This window comes from Exiguobacterium sp. SH5S4 (genome assembly GCF_004337045.1).
Taxonomy (GTDB): Bacteria; Bacillota; Bacilli; order Exiguobacteriales; family Exiguobacteriaceae; genus Exiguobacterium; species Exiguobacterium aurantiacum_A.
Genome location: NZ_SJUQ01000001.1, coordinates 74,378 through 95,942, shown reverse-complemented (window position 1 = coordinate 95,942; position 21,565 = coordinate 74,378). Strand labels below are relative to the sequence as shown.

At 53.4% G+C, this 21,565-nt stretch carries 20 protein-coding genes and 1 other RNA gene; 5 read left to right on the top strand and 16 right to left on the bottom strand.

The genetic code is table 11. From position 1 onward, the window contains the following. Positions 1-112: 112 nt before the first annotated feature. Both EVJ32_RS00465 and EVJ32_RS00460 read left to right on the top strand, forming a co-directional pair. Entirely contained in the window at positions 113-1,015 is a 903-nt protein-coding gene (locus tag EVJ32_RS00465) for an SDR family oxidoreductase (RefSeq protein WP_131455887.1), read from the top strand. 228 nt (positions 1,016-1,243) lie between these two features. Further along, positions 1,244-1,564, top strand: coding sequence for a hypothetical protein (locus EVJ32_RS00460; protein WP_131455885.1), 321 nt, complete (start codon positions 1,244-1,246; stop codon positions 1,562-1,564). A 53-nt stretch (positions 1,565-1,617) separates the two neighbouring features. On the opposite strand, the gene EVJ32_RS00455 is transcribed toward EVJ32_RS00460, so the two are convergent. The 5 genes from EVJ32_RS00455 to secA2 form a co-directional block, all read right to left on the bottom strand. Beyond that, a complete protein-coding gene (locus tag EVJ32_RS00455) occupies positions 1,618-2,535 on the bottom strand; it encodes a proline dehydrogenase family protein (RefSeq protein WP_131455883.1) in 918 nt (305 codons plus the stop codon). Positions 2,536-2,692: 157 nt separating this feature from the next. Then, the gene (trhA, locus tag EVJ32_RS00450; RefSeq protein ID WP_070328723.1) at positions 2,693-3,364 is read right to left on the bottom strand and encodes a PAQR family membrane homeostasis protein TrhA; all 672 of its coding nucleotides are present in this window, start codon (positions 3,362-3,364) and stop codon (positions 2,693-2,695) included. A gap of 94 nt (positions 3,365-3,458) precedes the next feature. Beyond that, positions 3,459-4,901: a carbon starvation CstA family protein gene (locus EVJ32_RS00445; RefSeq protein ID WP_131455881.1), complete on the bottom strand. Its 1,443-nt coding sequence runs from the start codon at positions 4,899-4,901 to the stop codon at positions 3,459-3,461. A 201-nt stretch (positions 4,902-5,102) separates the two neighbouring features. Further along, positions 5,103-5,912: an SLAP domain-containing protein gene (locus tag EVJ32_RS00440; RefSeq protein WP_131455879.1), complete on the bottom strand. Its 810-nt coding sequence runs from the start codon at positions 5,910-5,912 to the stop codon at positions 5,103-5,105. Between the two features lies 1 nt (position 5,913). Next, a complete protein-coding gene (gene secA2, locus EVJ32_RS00435) occupies positions 5,914-8,277 on the bottom strand; it encodes an accessory Sec system translocase SecA2 (protein WP_131455876.1) in 2,364 nt (787 codons plus the stop codon). Positions 8,278-8,530: 253 nt separating this feature from the next. Here secA2 and EVJ32_RS00430 point away from each other — a divergent pair, with 253 nt between their 5' ends. Then, positions 8,531-9,826, top strand: coding sequence for a Y-family DNA polymerase (locus EVJ32_RS00430; RefSeq protein WP_131455874.1), 1,296 nt, complete (start codon positions 8,531-8,533; stop codon positions 9,824-9,826). Beyond that, positions 9,823-10,152 carry a YolD-like family protein gene (locus tag EVJ32_RS00425; protein ID WP_070328717.1) on the top strand — a complete coding sequence of 110 codons (330 nt, stop codon included), beginning with the start codon at positions 9,823-9,825 and terminating at the stop codon, positions 10,150-10,152. The genes EVJ32_RS00430 and EVJ32_RS00425 overlap by 4 nt, the downstream gene beginning before the upstream one ends. Here the strand turns inward: EVJ32_RS00425 and EVJ32_RS00420 are convergent. Further along, entirely contained in the window at positions 10,149-11,705 is a 1,557-nt protein-coding gene (locus EVJ32_RS00420) for a SulP family inorganic anion transporter (protein WP_131455872.1), read from the bottom strand. The two genes, EVJ32_RS00425 and EVJ32_RS00420, sit on opposite strands and share 4 nt — an antisense overlap. Positions 11,706-11,845: 140 nt before the next feature. Beyond that, on the bottom strand, positions 11,846-13,255 hold the full coding sequence (locus EVJ32_RS00415; RefSeq protein WP_131455870.1) for an NAD-dependent epimerase/dehydratase family protein: 1,410 nt from the start codon (positions 13,253-13,255) through the stop codon (positions 11,846-11,848). Between the two features lie 137 nt (positions 13,256-13,392). Here EVJ32_RS00415 and EVJ32_RS00410 point away from each other — a divergent pair, with 137 nt between their 5' ends. Next, positions 13,393-13,584, top strand: a complete 192-nt coding sequence (locus EVJ32_RS00410; protein ID WP_131455868.1) for a hypothetical protein — start codon at positions 13,393-13,395, stop codon at positions 13,582-13,584. 52 nt (positions 13,585-13,636) lie between these two features. On the opposite strand, the gene EVJ32_RS00405 is transcribed toward EVJ32_RS00410, so the two are convergent. The 9 genes from EVJ32_RS00405 to EVJ32_RS00365 all read right to left on the bottom strand — a co-directional run bounded on the left by EVJ32_RS00405 (position 13,637) and on the right by EVJ32_RS00365 (position 21,538). Next, complete coding sequence (locus EVJ32_RS00405; protein WP_131455866.1) at positions 13,637-14,596, bottom strand: HNH endonuclease signature motif containing protein; 960 nt, start codon at positions 14,594-14,596, stop codon at positions 13,637-13,639. A gap of 228 nt (positions 14,597-14,824) precedes the next feature. Beyond that, a complete protein-coding gene (locus EVJ32_RS00400) occupies positions 14,825-15,538 on the bottom strand; it encodes a DUF6904 family protein (protein WP_131455864.1) in 714 nt (237 codons plus the stop codon). A 332-nt stretch (positions 15,539-15,870) separates the two neighbouring features. Further along, complete coding sequence (locus EVJ32_RS00395; RefSeq protein WP_131455862.1) at positions 15,871-16,026, bottom strand: alcohol dehydrogenase; 156 nt, start codon at positions 16,024-16,026, stop codon at positions 15,871-15,873. A 128-nt stretch (positions 16,027-16,154) separates the two neighbouring features. Continuing rightward, positions 16,155-16,510, bottom strand: a transfer-messenger RNA (tmRNA) gene (ssrA, locus tag EVJ32_RS00390). Positions 16,511-16,559: 49 nt separating this feature from the next. Next, entirely contained in the window at positions 16,560-17,030 is a 471-nt protein-coding gene (smpB, locus tag EVJ32_RS00385) for an SsrA-binding protein SmpB (protein WP_070328710.1), read from the bottom strand. 48 nt (positions 17,031-17,078) lie between these two features. Further along, complete coding sequence (rnr, locus tag EVJ32_RS00380; protein WP_131455861.1) at positions 17,079-19,493, bottom strand: ribonuclease R; 2,415 nt, start codon at positions 19,491-19,493, stop codon at positions 17,079-17,081. Between the two features lie 16 nt (positions 19,494-19,509). Next, complete coding sequence (locus EVJ32_RS00375) at positions 19,510-20,250, bottom strand: alpha/beta hydrolase (RefSeq protein ID WP_070328793.1); 741 nt, start codon at positions 20,248-20,250, stop codon at positions 19,510-19,512. A 102-nt stretch (positions 20,251-20,352) separates the two neighbouring features. Continuing rightward, complete coding sequence (gene secG / locus EVJ32_RS00370) at positions 20,353-20,577, bottom strand: preprotein translocase subunit SecG (protein WP_012726902.1); 225 nt, start codon at positions 20,575-20,577, stop codon at positions 20,353-20,355. Between the two features lie 73 nt (positions 20,578-20,650). Next, positions 20,651-21,538: a YitT family protein gene (locus EVJ32_RS00365; RefSeq protein WP_236636067.1), complete on the bottom strand. Its 888-nt coding sequence runs from the start codon at positions 21,536-21,538 to the stop codon at positions 20,651-20,653. Positions 21,539-21,565 lie beyond the last annotated feature (27 nt).

Below are 21,565 nucleotides of genomic sequence, written 5' to 3'. Positions count from 1 at the left end.
TCATTCGCAAGCGTTCATTTTTCAAATTCATTCCATTTTTCTGATTTACGATTATTTTTTGATGTGTGTGGTATAGACACATTGAGTCAATTTTGAAAGGGGACTAAACAATATGAGTGATAATCGTTTAAATACAATCGGCAGCCGCAAGGATTTTGAAACGTTCAAGAAGGACGGACAAGCGCAGGCCCATCAACCGGGAATCGATTCGAAGATGGAGCCGTTCCCGATCTATGAGCGTGAAGGCTATAAAGGAAGCGACAAGTTAAAAGACAAAGTCGCCATCATCACGGGCGGTGACTCGGGAATCGGGAAATCGGTCGCCATCTTCTTCGCCCATGAAGGCGCGAACACAGTCATCGTCTATAAAGACCAAAACGAGCTCGAGGACGCCGAGGCGACGAAGGAACGGATCGAAGAACTCGGACAAGCGTGCCTGTTGCTGCAAGGTGACCTCGGTGATTCGGCGTTCTGCCAAGACGTCGTCAAGCAGACGCTCGAGACGTTCGGCCACTTGGACATTCTCGTCAACAACGCCGCCGAGCAGCATCCGCAAGAGTCGCTCCTCGACATCTCGGACGACCAGCTCGAGCGGACGTTCCGGACGAACATCTTCAGCATGTTCTATTTGACGAAAGCGGCGCTCCCGTATTTGAACGAAGGCGCGAGTATCATCAACACGACGTCGATCACGGCGTATGAAGGCAACGACCAGTTGATCGACTATGCGTCGACGAAAGGCGCGATCACATCGTTCACGCGTTCGCTCGCCAAAAACTTGGCCGAGAAGAAAATCCGTGTCAACGGCGTCGCCCCTGGCCCGATTTGGACACCGCTCATCCCGGCTACGTTCTCGGCTGAGAAAGTCGCCACGTTCGGTGACTCTTCTGAGATGAAGCGTGCGGGTCAACCGGCAGAGCTCGCCCCGGCTTACGTCTATCTCGCAAGCGATGACTCGACGTACGTCAGTGGGCAGGTCATGCACGTCAACGGCGGTACCGTCATTAACGGATAAGTGTTTCGGAAGGCTCAGTTCACAGCTGAGTCTTTTTTGTGTGCGTGTCATACTTTGCGCGCGTTTCTTGCGTCCTTTCGTCGGATTGCTTTTCTGCATGAGTCTGGACGCCAAGGACGCATTTCCCTCTCCATGAAAAGATTCTGAATATCGATGGCATCGAACAAGTATACTAATGATAAACAAGTTTGGATGGAAGTCACTCGAAATCCTAAGGAGAATCAATTCATGGATAATGATATGCCGTTTTTTAAAGAACGTATTACTTCTCTCCTTGTAGCCTTTCTCTGTCTCAGTGTAGTCGCAGGCTGTTCAACCGATTATAGCGAGGTCGATGTTCAAGGGAAAATTGTAGACGTAAATACTGAAGAGACGATGATTTTAGTCGAAGATCAAGACCGCGGTCAAATTTGGGTCGATTTATCCGGTTTGAATGACGAGATTGAACGACTGCACAGTCCGCTCGAGGTCAACGTTTGGTTAGACGAATCCATCACCGAAGACACCTCCACTGTAGGAAAGGCCGAACGAATCGATGTCATCAAATAATATCGAACACATCAAAAAAGCACGAACGCCCACAACGGACGTTCGTGCTTCTCTCATTTCTTGACCATTCCTTTTAACACGAACGCGACATTGGCCGGACGTTCGGCGAGGCGGCGCATGAAGTAACCGTACCAGTCACGGCCGTACGGCACGTAGACCCGGACTTTATAGCCTTGGCGGACGAGATCGAGTTGACGCTCGACCCGGATGCCGTACAGCATTTGGAACTCGAACTGGTCGAGTGGGATGTTGTTCAATTTCACATGCTCGATGATGGCATCGATCATATGGTCGTCATGGGTCGCGATAGAGGCGTAGTTCCCGTTCGCAAGATGGAGTTTGACGAGCTTCAAGTAGTTGTGGTCGACGTCTTCTTTCTCCGGGAAAGCGACCGTCGCCGGCTCTTTGTAAGCCCCTTTGACGATACGGAGGTTCGGCTTGATCAGCGCGAGATGATTGATGTCATCTTCCGAACGATACAAGTACGATTGGATGACCGTCCCGAGTCCGTCAAAGTCCGCTTTCAACTTCTTGAACAAGTCGAGTGTCTTCTCGCAGCGCGACTCGTCTTCCATATCGATGGCGACGAAGACGCCGACCGACTTAGCCGTCGTCAAGATCTGGCGCATATTGTTCTCGATCAACTTGTCCGAAATATCGAATCCGAGTGACGTGAGCTTGAGCGACATATAGGCGTCGAGTTTCTCTTCGGCCATGATCTCGATGGCACGGATGATCTCGTCACGGTTTTGGTTCGCTTCTTCGACCGTGTTAATGAATTCCCCTAGATGGTCGACCGTGACCGATAGCCCTTTCGCGTTCAGTTCGCGAATCGTCGGCACCGACGTCTTGAAATCTTCTCCCGCCACAAATCGTGAAGCCCCGAACCGAAGCCCGTACTTTTTAGCCAAACTGTTGAGTGCTTTGTTTTGAGACATGTAAATAAAGCCATCACGTAACACTTTTTCCATCAGATTTTCCCCCTTGCGTTTACACTCATCTATCTCTATGACGATGTCTGAAATTATTATGACATACAAACGTCAATTCGTCTTTAGTTTTGTAACCGTTTCCAACACTTCATTGGCCAAGTTTATAAAAAAGCAGACGCCCTCACGGACGTCTGGTTCACAGGCCTGTATTCGGTGCGACGTAGAGCAAAATACTGAGGAAGACGAACACGCTCCCGGCGAGCACGAACAAGTGCCAAATCGCATGATTGAACGGCAGTTTCTGCCAGACGTAAAACACGATCCCGACCGAATAAGCGAGCCCACCAGCAAGCAGCAACATGAACCCTTGATGCCCGAGCGACTCGTAGAGCGGACGGATCACGATGATACAAATCCACCCGAGCCCAAGGTACGTCACGTTCGATACCCACATGTACTTCCCGGTCGAATACATTTTCCAGACGATGCCTAAGATGGCGACGCCCCAAACGATGCCGAATAACACCCATCCGAGCGTTCCCTGAAGCGACACGAGTGCGAACGGCGTGTAGCTCCCGGCAATCAGTAAGTAAATCCCAGCGTGGTCGAACACTTGGAGCACCCGCTTCGCCCGTGGATGCGGGATCGCATGCATGAGCGTCGAGAACAAGTACAACAAGATCATCGATACCCCGAACACGCTCACCGCGATGACGTTGCCTGTGCTACCGGTCTCAGTCGCGGTCGTGACGAGCAGGACGAGAGCGACGATGCTGAAGATGACCCCTAGTCCGTGCGTGACGGCGCTCGCGATTTCTTCGCCGAGCGTATCGGCATGGAGCATGTCTTTTAGTTTCTCTTGATCCATTCGGGTCCCACCTTTCTTTCCTTGCCTCTATTATGGATATTCCCCAATTTTGTTGCAAATAAAAACACGGGTCTGTAAAAACCCGTGTCCTTGATTATGCGACTTCCTTCACCGGAACGTCACATTCCATATTTTGTGCCCGCATCGCCCGTGCGCGTATGTGGAACAAGACGAGTAGCGTCACCGTACCGATCGTCGCGATGACGTAGGGAATGACCCCATCCATCTTGAAACCGATCGGTGCTGTGAGGATGTAGAACCAAACCGCATACAGCATGAACGTCCCCGGGATGAGTGCAATCCAGTGGTTGCGTCCTTTAATGTACAAGTACATCGCACCAACGAACAAGGCGATGACCGCTGTCGTCTGGTTGGCCCAGTTGAAGTACTGCCAAAGCATTTGGAAGTCCATGTTTGTGAGCACGTACGAGATCGCGAACAACGGGAGTGCGATCCAAAGGCGTGACGAGAAGTTCTTCTGCGCGACTTTCAAGTAGTCGGCAATGATCATCCGGGCACTCCGGAACGCCGTATCGCCTGACGTGATCGGCAAGACGATGACGCCGAGGATGGCGAGCGTGCCGCCGATGCTGCCGAGCATGAGCGTCGCCACTTCTTGGACGACGAGCGCCGGTGTCCCCGCTTGAATCATGCCGAGCAACTCACCAGGCTCGAAGATGGCCATAGCCGCTCCGGCCCAAATCATGGCGATGACGGCCTCGACGATCATCATGCCGTAGAAGATGCTGCGGCCATTACTTTCTTTCATCGTCGTCCGCGAGATGATCGGCGACTGCGTCGCGTGGAAGCCTGAGAGTGCGCCGCACGAGATCGTGAAGAACAAGAGCGGCCAGATCGGCAAGCCGTCCGGGTGCATGTTCGTCAATGTCATCTCTGGGATTTGATAGCCTTGGACGAACAGGCTGACCCCGATCCCGATGGCGCTGATCATGAGGAGCGCCCCGAAGAACGGGTAGATGCGCCCGATGATCTTATCGACAGGTAAGAGCGTCGCCAAAATGTAGTAGCCGAAGATGGCGAGGAGCACCCAGGCGAGCGTTGACGCATTACCGTCGAACAAGTTGTTGATCATGTTACTCGGCGACGTGACGAACACCGTCCCGACAAGCAGTAGCAGTAACAGGGCGAACCCGTTGACGATATGGCGGAGCGAGCGGCCGAGGAACTTCTCGGCGAGCTGCGGCAAGTGTGCCCCGTTGTTACGGAGCGAGATCATCCCCGTCAAGTAGTCGTGCACCGCTCCCGCGAAAATTGATCCGAAGACGATCCACAGGAAGGCGACCGGACCGTAGAGCGCCCCCATGATCGGCCCGAAAATCGGACCGACGCCGGCGATGTTCAACAGTTGGATCATCGAGTTCCGTTTTTTCCCCATCGGCACATAGTCGATGCCATCCTGCGACGCATAGGCGGGCGTCGTCCGCTCTTCCTTGATGCCGAACGTCTTCTCGACGTAACGGCCGTACACCAAATACCCGACGAGCAAGATTGCGAGCGCGACGAAAAATGTAATCATTTGTACTGTCCCCTTTTACCGTATGTAGCCGATCCCCATCGGCCCCGAAAAATGAATCCTGATGTTTTACGTATATAATGTAAACGTTTTCGTGATTGATTATACAGCAATTCCCAACGTTTCGTAAGGGGTTTCGTTCACTTTTTTGACACAAAAATAGACCCGGCTTTTTATCGAGAGCCGGGTCGTCTATCGTACTGCTTATTGTTTGATCCGGACCGTGAACGGACCGTCCGCGGTGACGTCCTCGAAGACGACCGAGACCGGATAGGCGTGCTTGCCTTGGACCGGCTCGCTCAAGCGAATCGTCGTGTTTGCGATCGCTTCGTCCCCGCTCACGAGTTCGAGCGGTAACTGTTCGACGTTCAGTTCGCGCTCGTAGCCGTTACGGAGAAGCAACGTCGCCGTGACGTTCGTCTCACTTGTTTCGACCGAGACGAGCATCAAATTGAACTCATTCTCGCCGACGGGCGGTGTCGACACGTTCGTGCGACGGAGCTGTTGCCACGCCGTGTTCGAAAATTGTTCGACTTCCTCATCTAGAAGCATCTGTAACGGATCGATCGGATTCATTTGGAAGACGAGTCGCATCGACGTCAGTTCTTCCGCTTCAAACTCGCCGAACAGTTCATCTGCAAAAAAGTCCAAATAGACCGGTTTGCTCGTCCACGGCTCGAAGCTCGGAAGGTCGACGCGGCTCAATACTTTCCGCCCGAGCGGGACGTTGTCTTTGTTCAAGAGGAGAACCGGCAATTCATTGACTTCGAACGAGCTCGGGAGCGTGTTCCGGAACAAGGCGACGAGCGACAACCCGCCCATCAAGTTTTCAGCGTGCAATAGCTCGATCGACAACTGGTTGTCGAGGAGCGCCGGCAGCCGCTTCGCATGATAGCGGAACATGTACTCGTCTTCTTTCGGAATCCCCATGTCGCTGTCGATTACGAGCGTCAGTTGACGCCCTGTCTCGGTCTTCCCTGTATCGATCTGTTTACGTTTACGAAACCCTAACATATTACTCCTCCTCCAATTGCGTGACGAAATAGCGGTCGAGCTGACATACTTCCGTCGTCACTTCACGGGCAATATTGACATACGTCTGTTCGAAGATCTCAAATCCTTCTTTACCGAACTGACGACTCGGGTCTTCCTGACCATAACTGCGGAGTCCGATGCCTTCTTTTAATCCGCTCATCGTCGTGAGGTGGTCCGTCCATTTTCCGTCCAACGCCCGTAACAGTGATTCTTTGACGAACGTCACGACTTCCTCGGCTTGAAGACGGGCCTCGGCCGTTTTGACGATGTCGTCGATCCACGGCGCAAGCTCTGCCTTCAATTCCAACGAGTCGGCGATCTCATCTGACCAGACCGGCTCGCGTGTCGTCAAGTAGACGAGGTCTGTCTTCAACTCGTCGAGCGGCCACTCTTCTGGGACGAGCTCGTCCGAGACGTGCATGTCGATACTGTTCGCTAAAGCGAGATGCATCATGCCGAGCACGTTGTTCGTGATCGCCGCAGCGTCGGCGTTGACCGCCTGATCGCGGATCGTGTAGATGATTTTCCGTTGTTCGTTCAAGACGTCGTCGAGCTTGAACAAGTAGTCCCGAATCGAGACGCCGAGTCCTTCGATCGTCGTCTGGGCGTACTCGATGACGTCAGCCGCGTCTTTTGCGGACACTTCGCCACGTTCGTCCGGCTTCAGTTTCTTCTCGATCCGCTCCAGTTTTTGGATCGCGTAACGTTTGACGATCTCATCTTCGAGCGAGACGAAGAACTGCGTCGCGCCGGGATCGCCTTGACGTCCCGAACGACCGCGGAGCTGGTTGTCGACACGTTGCGACTCATGGCGTTCCGTCCCGATGACGAACAAGCCGCCCACTTCTTTCGATTTCGCGTCAAGCATGATATCGGTCCCGCGACCGGCCATGTTCGTCGCGATCGTCACTTTGCCGAAGCGTCCGGCGTCGGCGATGATGTCCGCTTCTTGCGTGACCGTCTTCGCGTTCAACACCTCATGCTGAATCCGCTGTTTCGACAAGTGCTTACTGATGGCCTCGGACTGGGCGATCGACGTCGTGCCGATCAACACCGGGCGTCCCGTCTCATGCAGCTCGACAACTTTGTCGGTCACGGCCGCATACTTTTGGTCGACCGTCATGAAGATACGGTCCGGGTTGTCTTCGCGCAAACGCGGCCGGTTCGTCGGCACTTGGACGACGTCCATGTTGTACGTCTTCAAAAACTCTTGGCGAGACGTCTGGGCCGTCCCGGTCATACCGCCGATGAGCGGATACATCCGGAAATAATGCTGAATCGTGATCTCGGCCGTCGTCTTGTTCTCCTCGGTGATCGTGACGCCTTCTTTCGCCTCGAGCGCCTGATGAAGCCCTTCCGACAGACTGCGTCCTTCCATGATCCGTCCCGTGAACAAGTCGATGAGCTCGATTTTGTCTTCTTTGACGATATAGTCGACGTCGAGTTCGAACAAGACGTTCGCCCGGAGCGCTTGGACGAGGTAGTGATAGAGCACTTGATGCTCGGCGCTGAACAAGTTGTCGACCGCGAACATGTCTTCGATTTTCAAGATTCCGGAGTCAGTGAGCGCCGTCGATTTCGATTCGAGGTCGACTTCGTAGTCCGCCTCGTCGAGCTCGGTGACGACACGTTGCGCCAACTCCTTCAAGCGGATGTGCGAGCGGTCTTTTTGGGCGATGATGAGCGGCGTCTTCGCCTCGTCGATCAAGATGCTGTCGACTTCATCGATGATGGCGAAGTGGAACGGGCGCTGGACGCGCTCTTCCGGTGACCCGACCAAGTGATCACGCAAGTAGTCGAACCCGAACTCGGTCCCGACGCCGTATGTAATGTCGGCCTGGTAAGCAGCGTGCTTGTCGCTCTGTTCCATCTCAGGAACGTTCAACCCGACCGAGAGACCAAGGAAATCGTGGATCTGCCCGATTTGTTTCGCGTCACGCGTCGCGAGATATTCGTTGACGGTGATGACGTGGACGCCTTTGCCTTCGAGTGCTATGACGTAACTCGGGAGCGCGGCGACGAGCGTTTTCCCTTCTCCGGTCGGCATCTCGGAAATGTTCCCTTCGAGGAGGGCGAACCCGCCGATGAGCTGGACGTCATAGTGACGCATGCCTAAGACACGCACCGCCGCCTCACGGACGAGGGCGAACGCTTCTTCGGCGACATCATCGACTTTGGCGCCGTCGGCGATTTTTGCTTTCAATGTTTCGGTATATGTGCGCATCTCGTCGTCCGAGAGCGCCTGCATCGTTGTCTCTAATTGGTTGATCCGGTCGACGCGTCGCTGATAGCCTTTCAAGCGCCGGCTCTGGTCATTCGTCAATTGCTTTACAAACTGAATCACGTTGTAGCCTCCATTTAGTTCACAGTCATTGTCAAATCCATACCCGTCTATTATAGCGAAATTTTGCTCATTTCGGAGACTTTTTTACGAAAACTTCCTAAAAGATGGTTTTTAAATTGTGAAATTCCTATAAAAATTGGGTAAATTTCAAAATATATTTACAAGTTTATTTTCATTTTTCTATTTGAGACGGTTTGAGACCGTGATACGATAAGAAAAACAGAACATTTGTTCGTAAAAAGGAGATGGAATCATGCGCCGGCGGATCTTCTGTGTCGACAGCGTCTCATTTTATGCCAGCTGCGAGTGCGCAGCCCGTAACTTGAACCCGTACAAGGCGAAGCTCGTCGTCTTATCGAACTTACAGGACAGCGGCGCCCTCGTCCTCGCCGCGACCCCGCCGCTGAAACGGCTCGGCATCAAGACCGGCTCCCGGCGCTTTCACATCGACCGCCTGCCTTGGCATGAACGACGGCACGTCCTCTACGCCGAGGCCCGGATGAGCCACTACTTGAACGTATCGGTGCAAATCGTCCACATCCTGCACCAGTTCGCACCGCCTGAGGCGATCCGCGTCTACTCGGTCGATGAGACGCTCGTCGACTTGACGGGGACGGAGCGCTTGTTCGGGAACGATGACCACGTCGCCCGCCTCATCCGCTCGACCGTCTTCCGCTACACCGGCGTCCCGGTCACGATTGGGATCGGACCGAACAACGTCCTCGCCAAACTCGTCCTCGACTTGCATGGCAAAACGACCGGTGTCGCCAGTTGTGCCCTCCACGACGTCGAACGATTGATCCATCCGGCGCCGATCGAGAAGATGTGGGGCGTCGGGGCGAAGATGGCGGTCCATCTCCATCGGCTCGGCATCGACACGATCGGCGACCTGGCCCGTTATCCGCTCGACGTGTTGCACGACAAGTTCGGTGTCATCGGCGCCGAGCTGTGGCACCACGCCTGGGGCATCGACGAGTCGCCGACGATCCTGCCGGCGAGTTCGCTGTTCGGGGCGAAACGCCAACGGCCCCGGACGATCGGCCACGGCATCACGCTCATGAAAGACTATACGACGGAAAGTTCGATCCGACTCGTCTTGCAGGCGATCGCCGTCGAGGTCGGGATGCGGACGCGGCAGTCGGGACTCGTCGGCGGCAGCATCCATCTCGGTGTCCGCTACACTCGGACGAGCGAGCAGCGCGGCTTCAGCAAACAAAAAAAGCTCGCCCGCTTCACAGCGGACGAGCGTGAGTTTTTGCCGGTCCTGTTCCAACTGTTTCTTGAGGCGTGGAACGAGACGGAGGCGGTCCGTTACGTCTCGGTCGCCCTCGGCAAGCTCGAGCCCCGGAGCGACCACGTCCAGCTGTCGTTGTTCGAGGACGAATGGGCCCGGGCCCGTCGGTTCGACTTCCTCGACCTCGTCGATCAATTGAACGTCCGCTTCGGCCGCGGCACGATCCGTCCGGCCTCGAGTCTGCTGAAAGACAGTCCGCTCCGCACACGGCAACGCCTGATCGGCGGACATAAACAAGGAGGTGAACCGTCATGAGCCAGACCCGCTACAAAGACCGCGGTGAATTGAAGTGGATCCCGTTTCTCATGCCCGAACACGTGGCGCTGCTCAAAAAATATTACGCCCACGTCCAAAAGATCGAGCTGCCCGACATCGACGAGCAACTCCTTTATCTGTGGCAGACCGAACTTGAACGGGCCATCCGGGAAGGCGACCAAGTCGAACTGACGTTGTTCGAGGATGGTCTCGCCCGCTCCGTGCGTGGCTACGTTCATGCCATCTATTACGCCGAACGCGAAGTCGAACTGTTCGACACGGACGTGCGCCGCATCCCGTTCAGCCACATCCTGTCGGTCCGTTAAGACGCGTCAATCGCGTCTTGCGTCGTCTCGAACGTCGCAATCCCGTCGAGGACGCCATAGTGATCGAGCGTCTGCCGCACGGGTTCCGATAAGTGGGCGAAGACGACACGACGCTCCGCCGCTTTCAGTTCCCGGACGACCCGGCGGACTTCTTCGACCGCCGTCACATCGATGACCGGACAGCGATGGAAGTTGAAGATGAACACGTCGGGCTCATTATGAATCTGTTGCAGGACGTGCTCGAACATCTCGATCGCCCCGAAGAAGAGCGGCCCTTCGACGCTGAAGACGACTTGGCCGTCGCGCGTCACGTAACGTTCCGTCTGTTCGCGGACGTCGATCGTATCGGCCATCCGTTTCGCGAACAAGGCGAGCGCACAGATGACCCCGACCTCGACGGCGACGACGAGGTCGACGAAGACGGTCAGGCCGAGCGTGACAAGCAAGACGAGTGACTCGGCGGAGCGATGTTTGAGCATCTCGAAGACATGGTGCCGCTCCGACATGTTCCAAGCGACGCGCATCAAGATCGGCGCGAGGGCGGCGAGCGGGACGTAGCTCGCGAGCGGTGCCAACACGAGTACGGCGAGGAGCACCGTCAACCCGTGGATGACACCGGAGCGGCGGCTGACGGCCCCTGCTTGGATGTTCGTCGCCGTCCGGGCGATCGCACCTGTCGCCGGGATGCCGCCGAAGAACGGGACGACGACGTTGGCGAGCCCTTGCCCGAACAGTTCCTTGTCCGGGTTCATCTTCGTGCCGGCCATGCCGTCCGCGACCGCACCTGACAACAGCGACTCGAGCGCCCCGAGGAAGGCGATGGCGAACGCCGATGGGAGCAGCGTCGCGATCAAATCGAGATCGATCGTGAGCCAGTTGAAGTCAGGCAGTCCGCTCGGGATGCCTCCGTAGGCGCTGCCGATCGTCGCGACCTCGCCTGGGATGACGAGGCTGATAAACGTCGGCACGAGCATCGCCATGAGCAAGAGCGGCAACCGGACCGGTAGTTTCGGGACGAGCCAGAGCGTCAAGAAGCCGATGGCGGCGATACCGATCGGCCAGAGGCTCGCCTCGGGGAGCGACGTGACGAGTTTTAGGACGTTCTCATGGAAGTGCGGCGCCTTCTCGAACGTGATGCCGAGCAGTTCATCGAGCTGGTCGACGAAGATGACGACGGCGATCCCCGCTGTAAAGCCGATCGTTACGGCGCGCGGCATGAAGCGGATGAGCCGGCCGACGCGGAGCACGCTCATGAGGAACAGCAAAATCCCGGCGAGAAACGTCGTCACGAGCAGCCCTTCGTAGCCGTGCGCCAGCATGACGCCCGAGACGATCGGGATGAAGGCGCCGGTCGGTCCGGCGATTTGGAACGTCGAGCCCCCGAACAGGCTGACGATGATGCCGGCGATGATGGCCGTATAGAGCCCGTACACCGGTCCGACGCCCGAGGCGATCGCGAACGCCATCGCGAGCGGAACGGCGACGACCCCGACGGTGATCCCTGCCGAGATGTCTTTTTGCCACGCCTCTCGTGTTGTCATGAAGTTGTCCATTCTTGCATTCCTTCTTTCCATTAGGTCGAAAACGAGTTCAGTTTACGCCTGTCCCCGCTCTTTGTAAACGACTCCGGCGAAACGTTAACATAATCGACAAACCAAAAAGACGTATCCATCACGCGATGGACACGTCTTCATTAATTGGTCGGTGCTTCGACGACTTGGTCACCCTCGTCCGACTCTTCCCCGAGCAAACGGACGTGGCGGCCGAATAGCCACATGACGACGAGATGGGCTTTCGCCTGCGTCTTCGTATAGAACCACCACGGCATGGCCGGCACGAACTCATGGATGGCGATAAGCCCCTCGTTCGAGTCCGGGAGTCGCCTGAACTCAAGGCGGCCGGTCTTGTCGTCCTCGGTCAGCTTCGCGAACAGTCCCCCGTCGATCTCGAACGATGCCATGTCGTCCGTCGCCGCATCTTCAAGCGACAGATGGAGTGCGACGAGTGATGGGCGCAAAAGCGCGATCTCCCAATCATCCTGTTCTTTCGTCGTCTGGATGAGCGGATACGCGATCCGCCCGAGCCATTCGAAATATTCGTCGGCCATCCAGGCAGCCGACTTGTCGTCCGGCAGACCGAAGCGTTGGATCGAGCGGACCGTATACTGTTGTGGCGCTTTTTTCGTCTTGCCGGCCGACTTCTGCTTCTCTTCTTCCTCGAGCGCGTGTTCGACCGCTTCCTTGAACGGGATCTCACCTTGCTTGACGCCGTCCGTGTCTTTGGCGACCATGGCGTGATCCATGCTCTCGACGAGCGGATAGACGGTGTCTTTCGGCTCACCGGTGACAGCCATGACCCAAAGCCGTGACAGCTTGATCGTCGGGAACGGGAAGTCGATCATGACGCGACGCTTGCCCATGACGTCAGCCGTATCTTCGATCATCTTCCGATACGTCATCACTTCCGGACCACCGATGTCGATATGATGGTCGTACAACGACTCGGCCCCGACGACCGAGATGAGCGCTTGGACCGCTTCTCGCAAATCAATTGGATGTGTCTCCGTCTTCGTCCAGTTCGGGAGGATCATGACCGGGAGTCGTTTGACGAGTTTCGCGAGAATCGGAAACGACGAGCCTTCCGGACCGATGATGAGCCCAGCCCGGATCGTCGTCACCGGCACGCCTTGCCCGCCGAGGATGCGTTCGACTTCAAGTCGGCTCTTCAAGTGACGCGACAACGTCTTCGACTCTTTCGGGATGATGCCGCTCAAATAGACGATCTGTTCGATATCGTTCGCGCTCATTGCCCGGGCGAAGTTGTCAGCGATGAGCGCGTCCATGTCTTCGAACGTCGCCTGCGTCAACCCGCCGTCCGGGATCATCGAGTGGACGAGGAACATCGCATAGTCCGCTCCCTCGCACGCCTCGCGCGTCTGTTCATACGAGAACAAGTCGCACGACCGCCATGTGATGTGGTCCTCGTCTTCCTTGTTTTTCGTCGAGCGAGACAAGGCGATAATGTCATATTCTTCTTTTAAATGCTCCATCACGTTCGAGCCGATATAGCCGCTCGCGCCCGCGATGACGATGGTTTTTCGCATAGTGGTCACTCCCCTTCATTTGCACATAGAGGTAATGTACCCGTCTTAGGCTGAGATTAAATCAGTCGCGCGCCCGACAGTATGTACTGGAAAATTTATGTAAACTAGACTCAAATACAGGCAGAGGAGGACTGGCTATGGGCTTTTGGTATTTCTTGATGCTGTTGATCGGTGGATGGCTCGTGATTCGCGGTTTATTTAAAAAGAACACGAACGCGCTCATGCGGTTCGGCACACTCATCATCGGAGGTCTGTTGATCGCGCTCGGCTTGTTCATGTTCCAAGATGGAAGTGCTGCGATTGTTGCGGATCTATTCAACTTGTGGTGAGGATCAAATAAACGTAAACGAGTCGAACCTGTTTAGGAAGGTTCGACTCGTTTTATGTTTTCGGTGCCCAGTTGGCTTCAAACCCATTTTGGACCGCATAGTCATACAGATGAATCAGTTTGGTCTCTTTATACGTGCTCATCTGCTCGGCCACTCGCAACTCCTGATTTCGTTCCACAAGCGCATACAGATAATCAATTTTCGCCATTCGGTTGTTTTTACTCGTGTTGCAACTCGGGCATGCCAAGACAAAGTTCCATAATACATCATTCTGCATGTATGACCACGGGATAAAGTGGTCGACATGAATCTGTCTCAGCGGCTTCATGCAATAAAAACAGACGGGATGACCGTGGCTGAGTAAGATTTGCTTAAACTCATCGAGCGATTTTCGTGCCGAGACGAACTCAATTTTACTCAAAATCTGCTCCATCGCCTCGCGCGTATTGTATTTTTCTAAGAAGACAGCGAGTTGATAGTTCGTGACGTTCATCAATACTCGCTTGTACTTTTCAAAAAAGACGATATAGCTTGGCACGAGTTTGATCCACTCTTCTTTCCGATTAAATGAATAGATGGTCCCATCGAACGCAGTATAGAACGAGCCATACACATACTTCTTATAAAACTGATTCACGTTCCGAGTCAATTGTTGTTGCTGCTCATCCGGCAGGCGGTCAAAGTTCCAAGTGGACGGAATTTCGTGTGTCGCTTGAAACGTGAGCATCGTTTTTTCGACCGAGCTCAATTTCCCAATTTGATTCACTTGTCGCAACCCGTTCGTCACAATCAAATTCCAATACATCTTCGTCACATGCCTCGAAATTTGCTGGAACGTCACCACACCGGAATCGCTTAATTCGGTCGTGCATTCGAGCAACGCCTTCATGAGCATATGCTTGTACGTCGTCGTATGTGTCGCGTTCATGAGAAATTGTTGTGTATAGCGCCATAAGTCGGTTTCTGTTAAATACTCGCTTTTCGCTTCAGCGATTTCTAAATTCCAGCCCATTATGTTCACCACTTTTCAGAACTAACTAATTGTAGATAAACAGATTCAATTCGTTTTAAGGATCGTATTGTAAAATAGATGACAACTTTTCAATCGATAACCATGGTCTCACTCAATGCAACATACGGTGACAGTTCGAACAAACCGTGACAAATAGTTTAGCTGCCACGAAGCTTTCGCGAAGGGTATTTGATGCTTAATTTGACAAAATATCATTTCAAATAGCACTTACCACTCCAGATGACTATAAAATTCAGATGGGAAATGAATTTCTGAAGGATGACACCTATGCTCGATTGCTGCTTCTATAACCAGCCTTTTTTGGCGCTCATAATCTGGGGTTAGCTGACATGTTCGTTTCGCGAAAATATTAAAATTCTTTTTGCGTTTCTCTAAATCCATCTCGTTCCACTTACTGTTTAAGTAATCAATATATTGCGTAAATAAAATACTCTCTACACTATTTTCGGTAATCCATTTTTTAAAGCTTGTGAACTGTCTTGATGTAACCGTTTCTTCCACCAATTTAAAAATTGCAGATTGCAAAATACGCGCCTGTGTAACATGCGGATCCCAAATAGTGGCCTTTGAAGTTTTCTGATAATCTCTAATAAATGTTTCTAATGAAAAGACAACGTAAAGCATTTCTGGCCATAGTGTTTCAAATGCAAGATTCAAATTTTGTTTTGGCCCTACAAGCGATAAAAAGGCTAATTGCTCATCACTAAATCCATGTTCTATATAGGTTGCATTACGGTTCCCCATAAACGTATGTCTAATATCGTAACAAACGCCTAAAATTCGAATTGCCGATTCATTCTCTAATTCATCGCCTACATTTCCAACAATCTTATGTAATGAATCGTATAGAATTCTAAAATCTTCTGGTTCCCCCGAAAGTAAAACACCAGTCATATTAGGTGTGTGTGATGCCTGTAACATCCAATCCCTCCGTTATCTAGGTAAAAAAAGTATTATGAAAAGCTCGATAGAACTAGCTTACCATGCAATGAATTCAAAGAATATTGAAATAATTTATTCAATCAATTAGTTCAAAACCTAAATGGTTATGCATGAATACTCTAAATAAATGAAAAGCTAAACTAAATACTTTTTATCAAGTGTCTATCATTCTAGGTTTAGTTCATTTCGAATCTGATGGGTAAAAAGAGAAACAAGAAGAGGGCCACCCATGCAAAAATACGCACGAATGATCCTCTTCTTTTATTTCAACTTCTTATAGCATAACACTTGAAGTCAGCTAAACTTTCTGATCATTCACCAGACTGTTTCTTGTCGTTTTTCTTCTGTAAATAGGCTTCTCGAATCTGATTAATCTTCTCTTTTTTATTCGGAACAGTTGGTTTTTTACCGTCTTGATACTTTGCAGCAGCTACTTTACTTTTGTTGTCTAATTGATATTTTCCCATTTGATTCACCTGCTTTCATTTCATTGTGATTGACGTGCTCCGTTAAAATCAAAAAACCTTCTAATCTCAATGAAATTAGAAGGTTTTCAGTAAAAATCGTTGATTCCAGTCACTGTAGACTGCTTAAAAAATGGAGACGGCGGGAGTCGAACCCGCGTCCGAAGGCATCGTAACGCATGCTTCTACGTGTGTAGTTTATCTATTGGATCTCAATGTGACACTGCCGATAAACAGGCGTTGTCGCATCCAGTCTGATTCATCTCTTCTTCGCGCCCTCAGACGGCGAGGTTGAAGCGTAGCTTGCTTAGTTTGAGACCCTGATAATCATCCACACAAGCGATGGATGTCAGGATCCGCAGGGCACTTAGGCTGCTGCGAGTTGTGTGTTAGTTTTGCCAGTTATAGGCGTTTGCGTTTTAACGAGGCCGACCCCTCGACACGCCACATACGACCGACCTACCCCCGTCGAATCCATAACGTCCCCGAGGTGGTAATTGGTATTATCACTACTATACCACAATCAGGTCTCGCTGTCAGTATTTTTGCCGGTCCCGGAGTGCCCGGTCGACGTCACGCTTCGCGTCTTTCTTCTTCAAGTCATCGCGCTTGTCATACTTCTTCTTCCCGCGCCCGATGCCGAGGAGACATTTAGCGAAGCCGTTCTTGAGATACACTTTGAGCGGGATGATCGTATACCCGTCCCGGCCTTGTGCGCCGATGAGCTGGTTGATTTGTTTTTTATGCAACAATAGCTTTCGGATACGGAGCGGCTCGTGATTGAACCGGTTCCCTTGCTCGAACGGGCTGATATGACAGTTGTGAAGCGTTGCCTCGCCACCGTCAAAGCGGACATACGCGTCGGCGATGTTGATCTTCGACTGGCGCACCGATTTAATCTCGGTCCCGGTCAACACCATGCCGGCTTCAATCGTATCTTCGATCGCATAATCGAAGGACGCTTTTCGGTTTTGCGCGAGCGCGTTCGAATCTTTCTTCTTGGCCATATTACTCAGTCCTTTATATCAAATTACGGAAGGGGTCTCCCCCTCCCGTCAGCGACGTTTCTTCGCTCCGCGTTTCGCGTCGCCTGTTCGTTTTTGACCGTCTTGTTTCTTCAGATCAAGCGCCGAACGTCCTTGCGACGATTTCGGCTTCTCGCCTGGCTTACTCGGCTTGCTCGCTTGGCCCGGTTTTCCCGGTTGTCCAGGCTTGCCTGGCTTGCCGCGTTTCGGACGTTTGTCGTCACGGCCGCGTCCACCGCGCTTATCGTCTTTCTTCGGACGACCTTCCGTCGCTTTGATCGTCGTCGGTTGACGACGACGCGTCTGTTCCCGTTTCGGCATGCCGACGACCGTGAAGTCGATCGTGCGCTCGTCTAGGTTGACGGCGTCGACTTTGACCCGGACCGAGTCACCGATCCGGAACTGACGTTTCGTCCGCTCACCGAGCAACATGAGCTGTGACTCGTCGAAGTGGTAGTAATCATCCATCGTTTGAAGACGGACGAGCCCTTCGATCGTGTTCGGGAGCTCGATGAACATCCCGAAGTTCGTGATGCCGCTGACGACACCGTCGAACTCTTCACCGAGACGTGACTCCATGTACTCGGCTTTCTTGAGCGCTTGCGTCTCCCGTTCAGCGTCGACCGAGCGACGTTCGCGTCTCGACGTCTGTTCAGCGATCGAGCTGAGACGTTCCTCGTACTTGGCGATCGTCTTGTCCGACAAGTCCTGGTTGAAGGCGTACGTCCGCATGAGACGGTGGACGATCAAGTCAGGGTAACGACGGATCGGCGACGTGAAGTGCGTATAGAAGTCGGTCGCAAGACCGAAGTGACCGAGCGAGACATCGTCATACTTCGCCTGTTGCATCGAGCGCAACATGATCGTGCTGATGACCGGCTCTTCCGGCTGCCCTTCGATCGCTTTCAAAATCTTCTGAAGCGTCTTCGGTTCGACTTTTTGGCCTTTGAAGCGTTCGATATGCACGCCGAAGTTGGCGACGAAGTCGAAGAAGAAATCGAGCTTGTCTGATTTCGGGTTATCGTGCACACGGTAGATGAACGGGACGTCCATCTTGTGGAAGTGTTCGGCGACCGTCTCGTTGGCCGCGAGCATGAACTCCTCGATCAACTTCTCGGCGACCGAGCGTGGGCGCAAGACGATATCGGCTGCTTTCCCTTCCGTATCGACGATGACTTTCGCCTCGGCGAAGTCGAAGTTGATGGCACCGCGCGAGTTACGGCGCGAACGGAGCACTTCGGCGAGTTCGGCCATGAGGTCGAATTCACCGATGTACGGCTCGTAGCGTGCGAGCGTCTCCTCGTCGTCACGTTCGATGATCTCACGGACGCTCGTATACGTCATCCGCTCCGTCGTCTTGATGACACTCGGGAACAGCTCGTGACTGACGACTTTCCCGTTTTGCGGCGAGATCTCCATGACACAGCTGAGCGTCAGACGGTTGACGTGCGGGTTGAGCGAACAGATCCCGTTCGACAAGCGGTGCGGCAACATCGGGATGACGCGGTCGACGAGATATACACTCGTCCCGCGCTCGAACGCCTCGACGTCGAGCGGTGAGCCTTCCTTGACGTAGTGTGACACGTCAGCGATGTGGACACCGAGCTCATAGTTGCCGTTGTTCAGTTTCTTGACGTGGACGGCATCGTCCAAGTCTTTGGCGTCTTCGCCGTCGATCGTGAAGATCGTCTCGTTACGCAGGTCGACACGGCCGATGAAGTCTTTCTCGTCCGCCTCTTCCGGCACGGCGTTCGCCTGATCGATGACGTCTTCCGGGAACTCCGTCGGGATGCCGTGCTTGTAGACGATCGACAAGATGTCGACGCCAGGGTCGTTCTTATGTCCGATGATACGGACGACGTCACACGCTCCGGCGAAACGTCCATCCGGATACTTCGTGATGCGGACGACGACTTTGTGTCCTTCGACGGCACCGAGCGATTTGTCTGTGTTGACGATCGGCCAGAAGTTGATGCGTTTGTCGTCCGGTTCAATGAAGGCGAACTGGTCGAGGCGACCGCTCGGGAGCGTGTACGTCCCGACAAATTCAGATAGGCCGCGCTTCAATACTTTGAGCAACACGCCTTCCGTCTTGCCGCGGTTGTCCTCGCGTTTTTTGACGAGGATCGTATCGCCGTGATAGACGTCTTTCAATTGGTCCGGTGGCAAGAACACGTCTTCTGTCTCGCCTTCGACCGACAAGAAGCCGAAGCCGCGTTGGTGGATCGAGATGATCCCGGCCGCTTGGCCGAGCACGGCGAGCGTGCCGTAACGGTTCGTCCGCGTCCGGCCGATCAAGCCTTCCGCTTCAAGTTCGTTCAAGGTGCGGATGAGCTCTTTAAAGGCATCCGTCGACTCGAGCGCGAGACGCTCGGTCAATTGGTCTACAGTCAGCGCTTTGTCGCTTGCCTGGATGATTTCTAGTAGTTGGTCACGTAAATTCAACGTGACACCTCCTTTTTCACACTGACCAGTCTAACGTTTCGAGAAAATCGAGCACGTCCTGGTGCAGTTTCTCTTTTTCTTTGTCGAGGGTGATCACGTGTCCCGAATGCTCGTACATGAGCAGTTCTTTTTGGAACGCGTTGATCGCCTCGTAGATCTCGTGTGCAGATTGAGGATCGACCATGCGGTCTTTCGCTCCTTGGATGACGAGCGCCGGTACGAAGATATCTTCGAGCCGAGACGTCGTCTCCTCGACGAACGCACGTAAATCGGTGAGTGTCGGCATCGGTTTGAAGTCCGCCATCTCCCGTTCGATTTGTTCGGTCGATTTGTCTTCCCTTGATTTATATTCTCGGGCGTACGCCTGGACTCCTTTATACAATCGGTCCTCGGCATCGATTTCAGTCGGTGCGCACATCGGCACGACACCTTTGACACTCGCTTCTGAAGCGAGACGGAGCGACATGACGCCGCCGAGCGATAGGCCACAGACGACGATTTCGTCGTAGCCTTTGTCTTTCAACGCCTGGTAGGCGTCTTGGACGTCCTGCCACCAGTCGTTCGGTCCAAATTCGAGCAACTCTTCTGGTGGGACGCCATGTCCCCGGTACTGGGGTCCCATGCACGTGTAGCCTTCTTTTTGTAGGAAACGACCGAGCATGCGGACGTCCGCGCTCGATCCTGTAAAGCCATGCAACATTAACACGGCACGTGGTCCGCCTTCGAAGAAGAACGGTTTCGGTGCACTCACTTTCATCGTCCAAGTCAACTCCTCATACCTTCCATTATTCCCAAAAAATAATGCAAAAAAACAAAAGCTGACCGCCTCACGTAAAAACCGAGAACGATCAGCCTTTCATCATAGTGATGCGACTAGTAATCCTAAAATGAAAAACAATGTGCCTAGTACAGCTGCAGTTCGGTTCAAAACAGCGTCAAAGCCGCGTGCTTTCTGGCGGCCGAACAACTGCTCCGCGCCACCTGCAATCGCCCCAAGACCTTGCGACCGACCTGACATGAGCAGTACGACGACAATCAATAAAACAGCCACGACGAGCAGGCTGATTGTAGCGATCGTTTGCATAATAGTCAGTTCCTCCTTCTTTTTACACGCTTCTTATTATATAGAAGTTGTGATAAAAACGCCAGCTTTCAAATTAACGGGATGGGTAGCTGAACCCTTCCCCGATCACTTCTTTCACTTGGTGGATGACGACGAAGGCACGAGGGTCGGTCACTTCGACGATTTTCTTGAGCGGACCGACTTGGCGCTTGTCGACGATCATGTACAACATGTTCTTATCTTGCTTCGAATAATGGCCGTGACCGTGGATGATCGTCGCCGAGCGGCCGAGCGTCTCCGTCAAGACGGCGGCGAGCTCTTCGTGCTTGTCGCTGATGATCGTGACGGCTTTCCGGATGTTCAACCCTTCGGCGACGAGGTCGATGACCCACGAGCCGATGATGATGGCGATGAGCGTATAGAGCACGACTTGTTCCCCGAGGAAAAAGCCCGACGCCCCGACGACGATGACGTCGATGATGAACATCGAGACGGCGACGCTCATGTGGAGATAGCGCTCCATGAGCCGGGCGATGATGACCCCGCCCCCGGTCGTCCCGCCGACGCGGAGCACCATGCCGATGCCGACACCGATCAAGATCCCGGCATAAATCGCCGCGAGCAGTTTATCCTCGGCCGGGCTGCCCCAGTTATGGGTCAAGCTGAGGAAGAACGACGTCGCGACGACGGCGACGACCGAATAGACCATCGTCCGGCGGTCGAGCAACTTATAGCCGACGATGAACAACAGGCCGTTCCCGACGATCGACGTGAAGCCGAGGTCCCAACCGAACAAGTAGTACAAGATGATCGTGACCCCGAGCAGGCCGCCTTCCGAGAAGGCGTTCGGGACGGTGAAGTAGTTGACCCCGAAGGCGAGGATGAACGACCCGGCGATGATCCAGGCGATGTCCTTCAATGAGATCGATTGGAGTTTTTGCCAAACTTGTTGACGCAAAAGATGTTGTTGCTGACGTTTCATAAAAAATCCCCTTTCCATTTTGCATAT

What these genes read in the sequence shown, in the direction of transcription:
- EVJ32_RS00465 (WP_131455887.1), top strand. Translation starts at nt 113, where the DNA reads ATGAGTGATAATCGTTTAAATACAATCGGCAGCCGCAAGGATTTTGAA.
- EVJ32_RS00460 (WP_131455885.1), top strand. Translation starts at nt 1,244, where the DNA reads ATGGATAATGATATGCCGTTTTTTAAAGAACGTATTACTTCTCTCCTT.
- EVJ32_RS00455 (WP_131455883.1), bottom strand. Translation starts at nt 2,535, where the DNA reads ATGGAAAAAGTGTTACGTGATGGCTTTATTTACATGTCTCAAAACAAA.
- trhA (WP_070328723.1), bottom strand. Translation starts at nt 3,364, where the DNA reads ATGGATCAAGAGAAACTAAAAGACATGCTCCATGCCGATACGCTCGGC.
- EVJ32_RS00445 (WP_131455881.1), bottom strand. Translation starts at nt 4,901, where the DNA reads ATGATTACATTTTTCGTCGCGCTCGCAATCTTGCTCGTCGGGTATTTG.
- EVJ32_RS00440 (WP_131455879.1), bottom strand. Translation starts at nt 5,912, where the DNA reads ATGTTAGGGTTTCGTAAACGTAAACAGATCGATACAGGGAAGACCGAG.
- EVJ32_RS00430 (WP_131455874.1), top strand. Translation starts at nt 8,531, where the DNA reads ATGCGCCGGCGGATCTTCTGTGTCGACAGCGTCTCATTTTATGCCAGC.
- EVJ32_RS00425 (WP_070328717.1), top strand. Translation starts at nt 9,823, where the DNA reads ATGAGCCAGACCCGCTACAAAGACCGCGGTGAATTGAAGTGGATCCCG.
- EVJ32_RS00420 (WP_131455872.1), bottom strand. Translation starts at nt 11,705, where the DNA reads ATGGACAACTTCATGACAACACGAGAGGCGTGGCAAAAAGACATCTCG.
- EVJ32_RS00415 (WP_131455870.1), bottom strand. Translation starts at nt 13,255, where the DNA reads ATGCGAAAAACCATCGTCATCGCGGGCGCGAGCGGCTATATCGGCTCG.
- EVJ32_RS00410 (WP_131455868.1), top strand. Translation starts at nt 13,393, where the DNA reads ATGGGCTTTTGGTATTTCTTGATGCTGTTGATCGGTGGATGGCTCGTG.
- EVJ32_RS00405 (WP_131455866.1), bottom strand. Translation starts at nt 14,596, where the DNA reads ATGGGCTGGAATTTAGAAATCGCTGAAGCGAAAAGCGAGTATTTAACA.
- EVJ32_RS00400 (WP_131455864.1), bottom strand. Translation starts at nt 15,538, where the DNA reads ATGTTACAGGCATCACACACACCTAATATGACTGGTGTTTTACTTTCG.
- EVJ32_RS00395 (WP_131455862.1), bottom strand. Translation starts at nt 16,026, where the DNA reads ATGGGAAAATATCAATTAGACAACAAAAGTAAAGTAGCTGCTGCAAAG.
- smpB (WP_070328710.1), bottom strand. Translation starts at nt 17,030, where the DNA reads ATGGCCAAGAAGAAAGATTCGAACGCGCTCGCGCAAAACCGAAAAGCG.
- EVJ32_RS00375 (WP_070328793.1), bottom strand. Translation starts at nt 20,250, where the DNA reads ATGAAAGTGAGTGCACCGAAACCGTTCTTCTTCGAAGGCGGACCACGT.
- secG (WP_012726902.1), bottom strand. Translation starts at nt 20,577, where the DNA reads ATGCAAACGATCGCTACAATCAGCCTGCTCGTCGTGGCTGTTTTATTG.
- EVJ32_RS00365 (WP_236636067.1), bottom strand. Translation starts at nt 21,538, where the DNA reads ATGAAACGTCAGCAACAACATCTTTTGCGTCAACAAGTTTGGCAAAAA.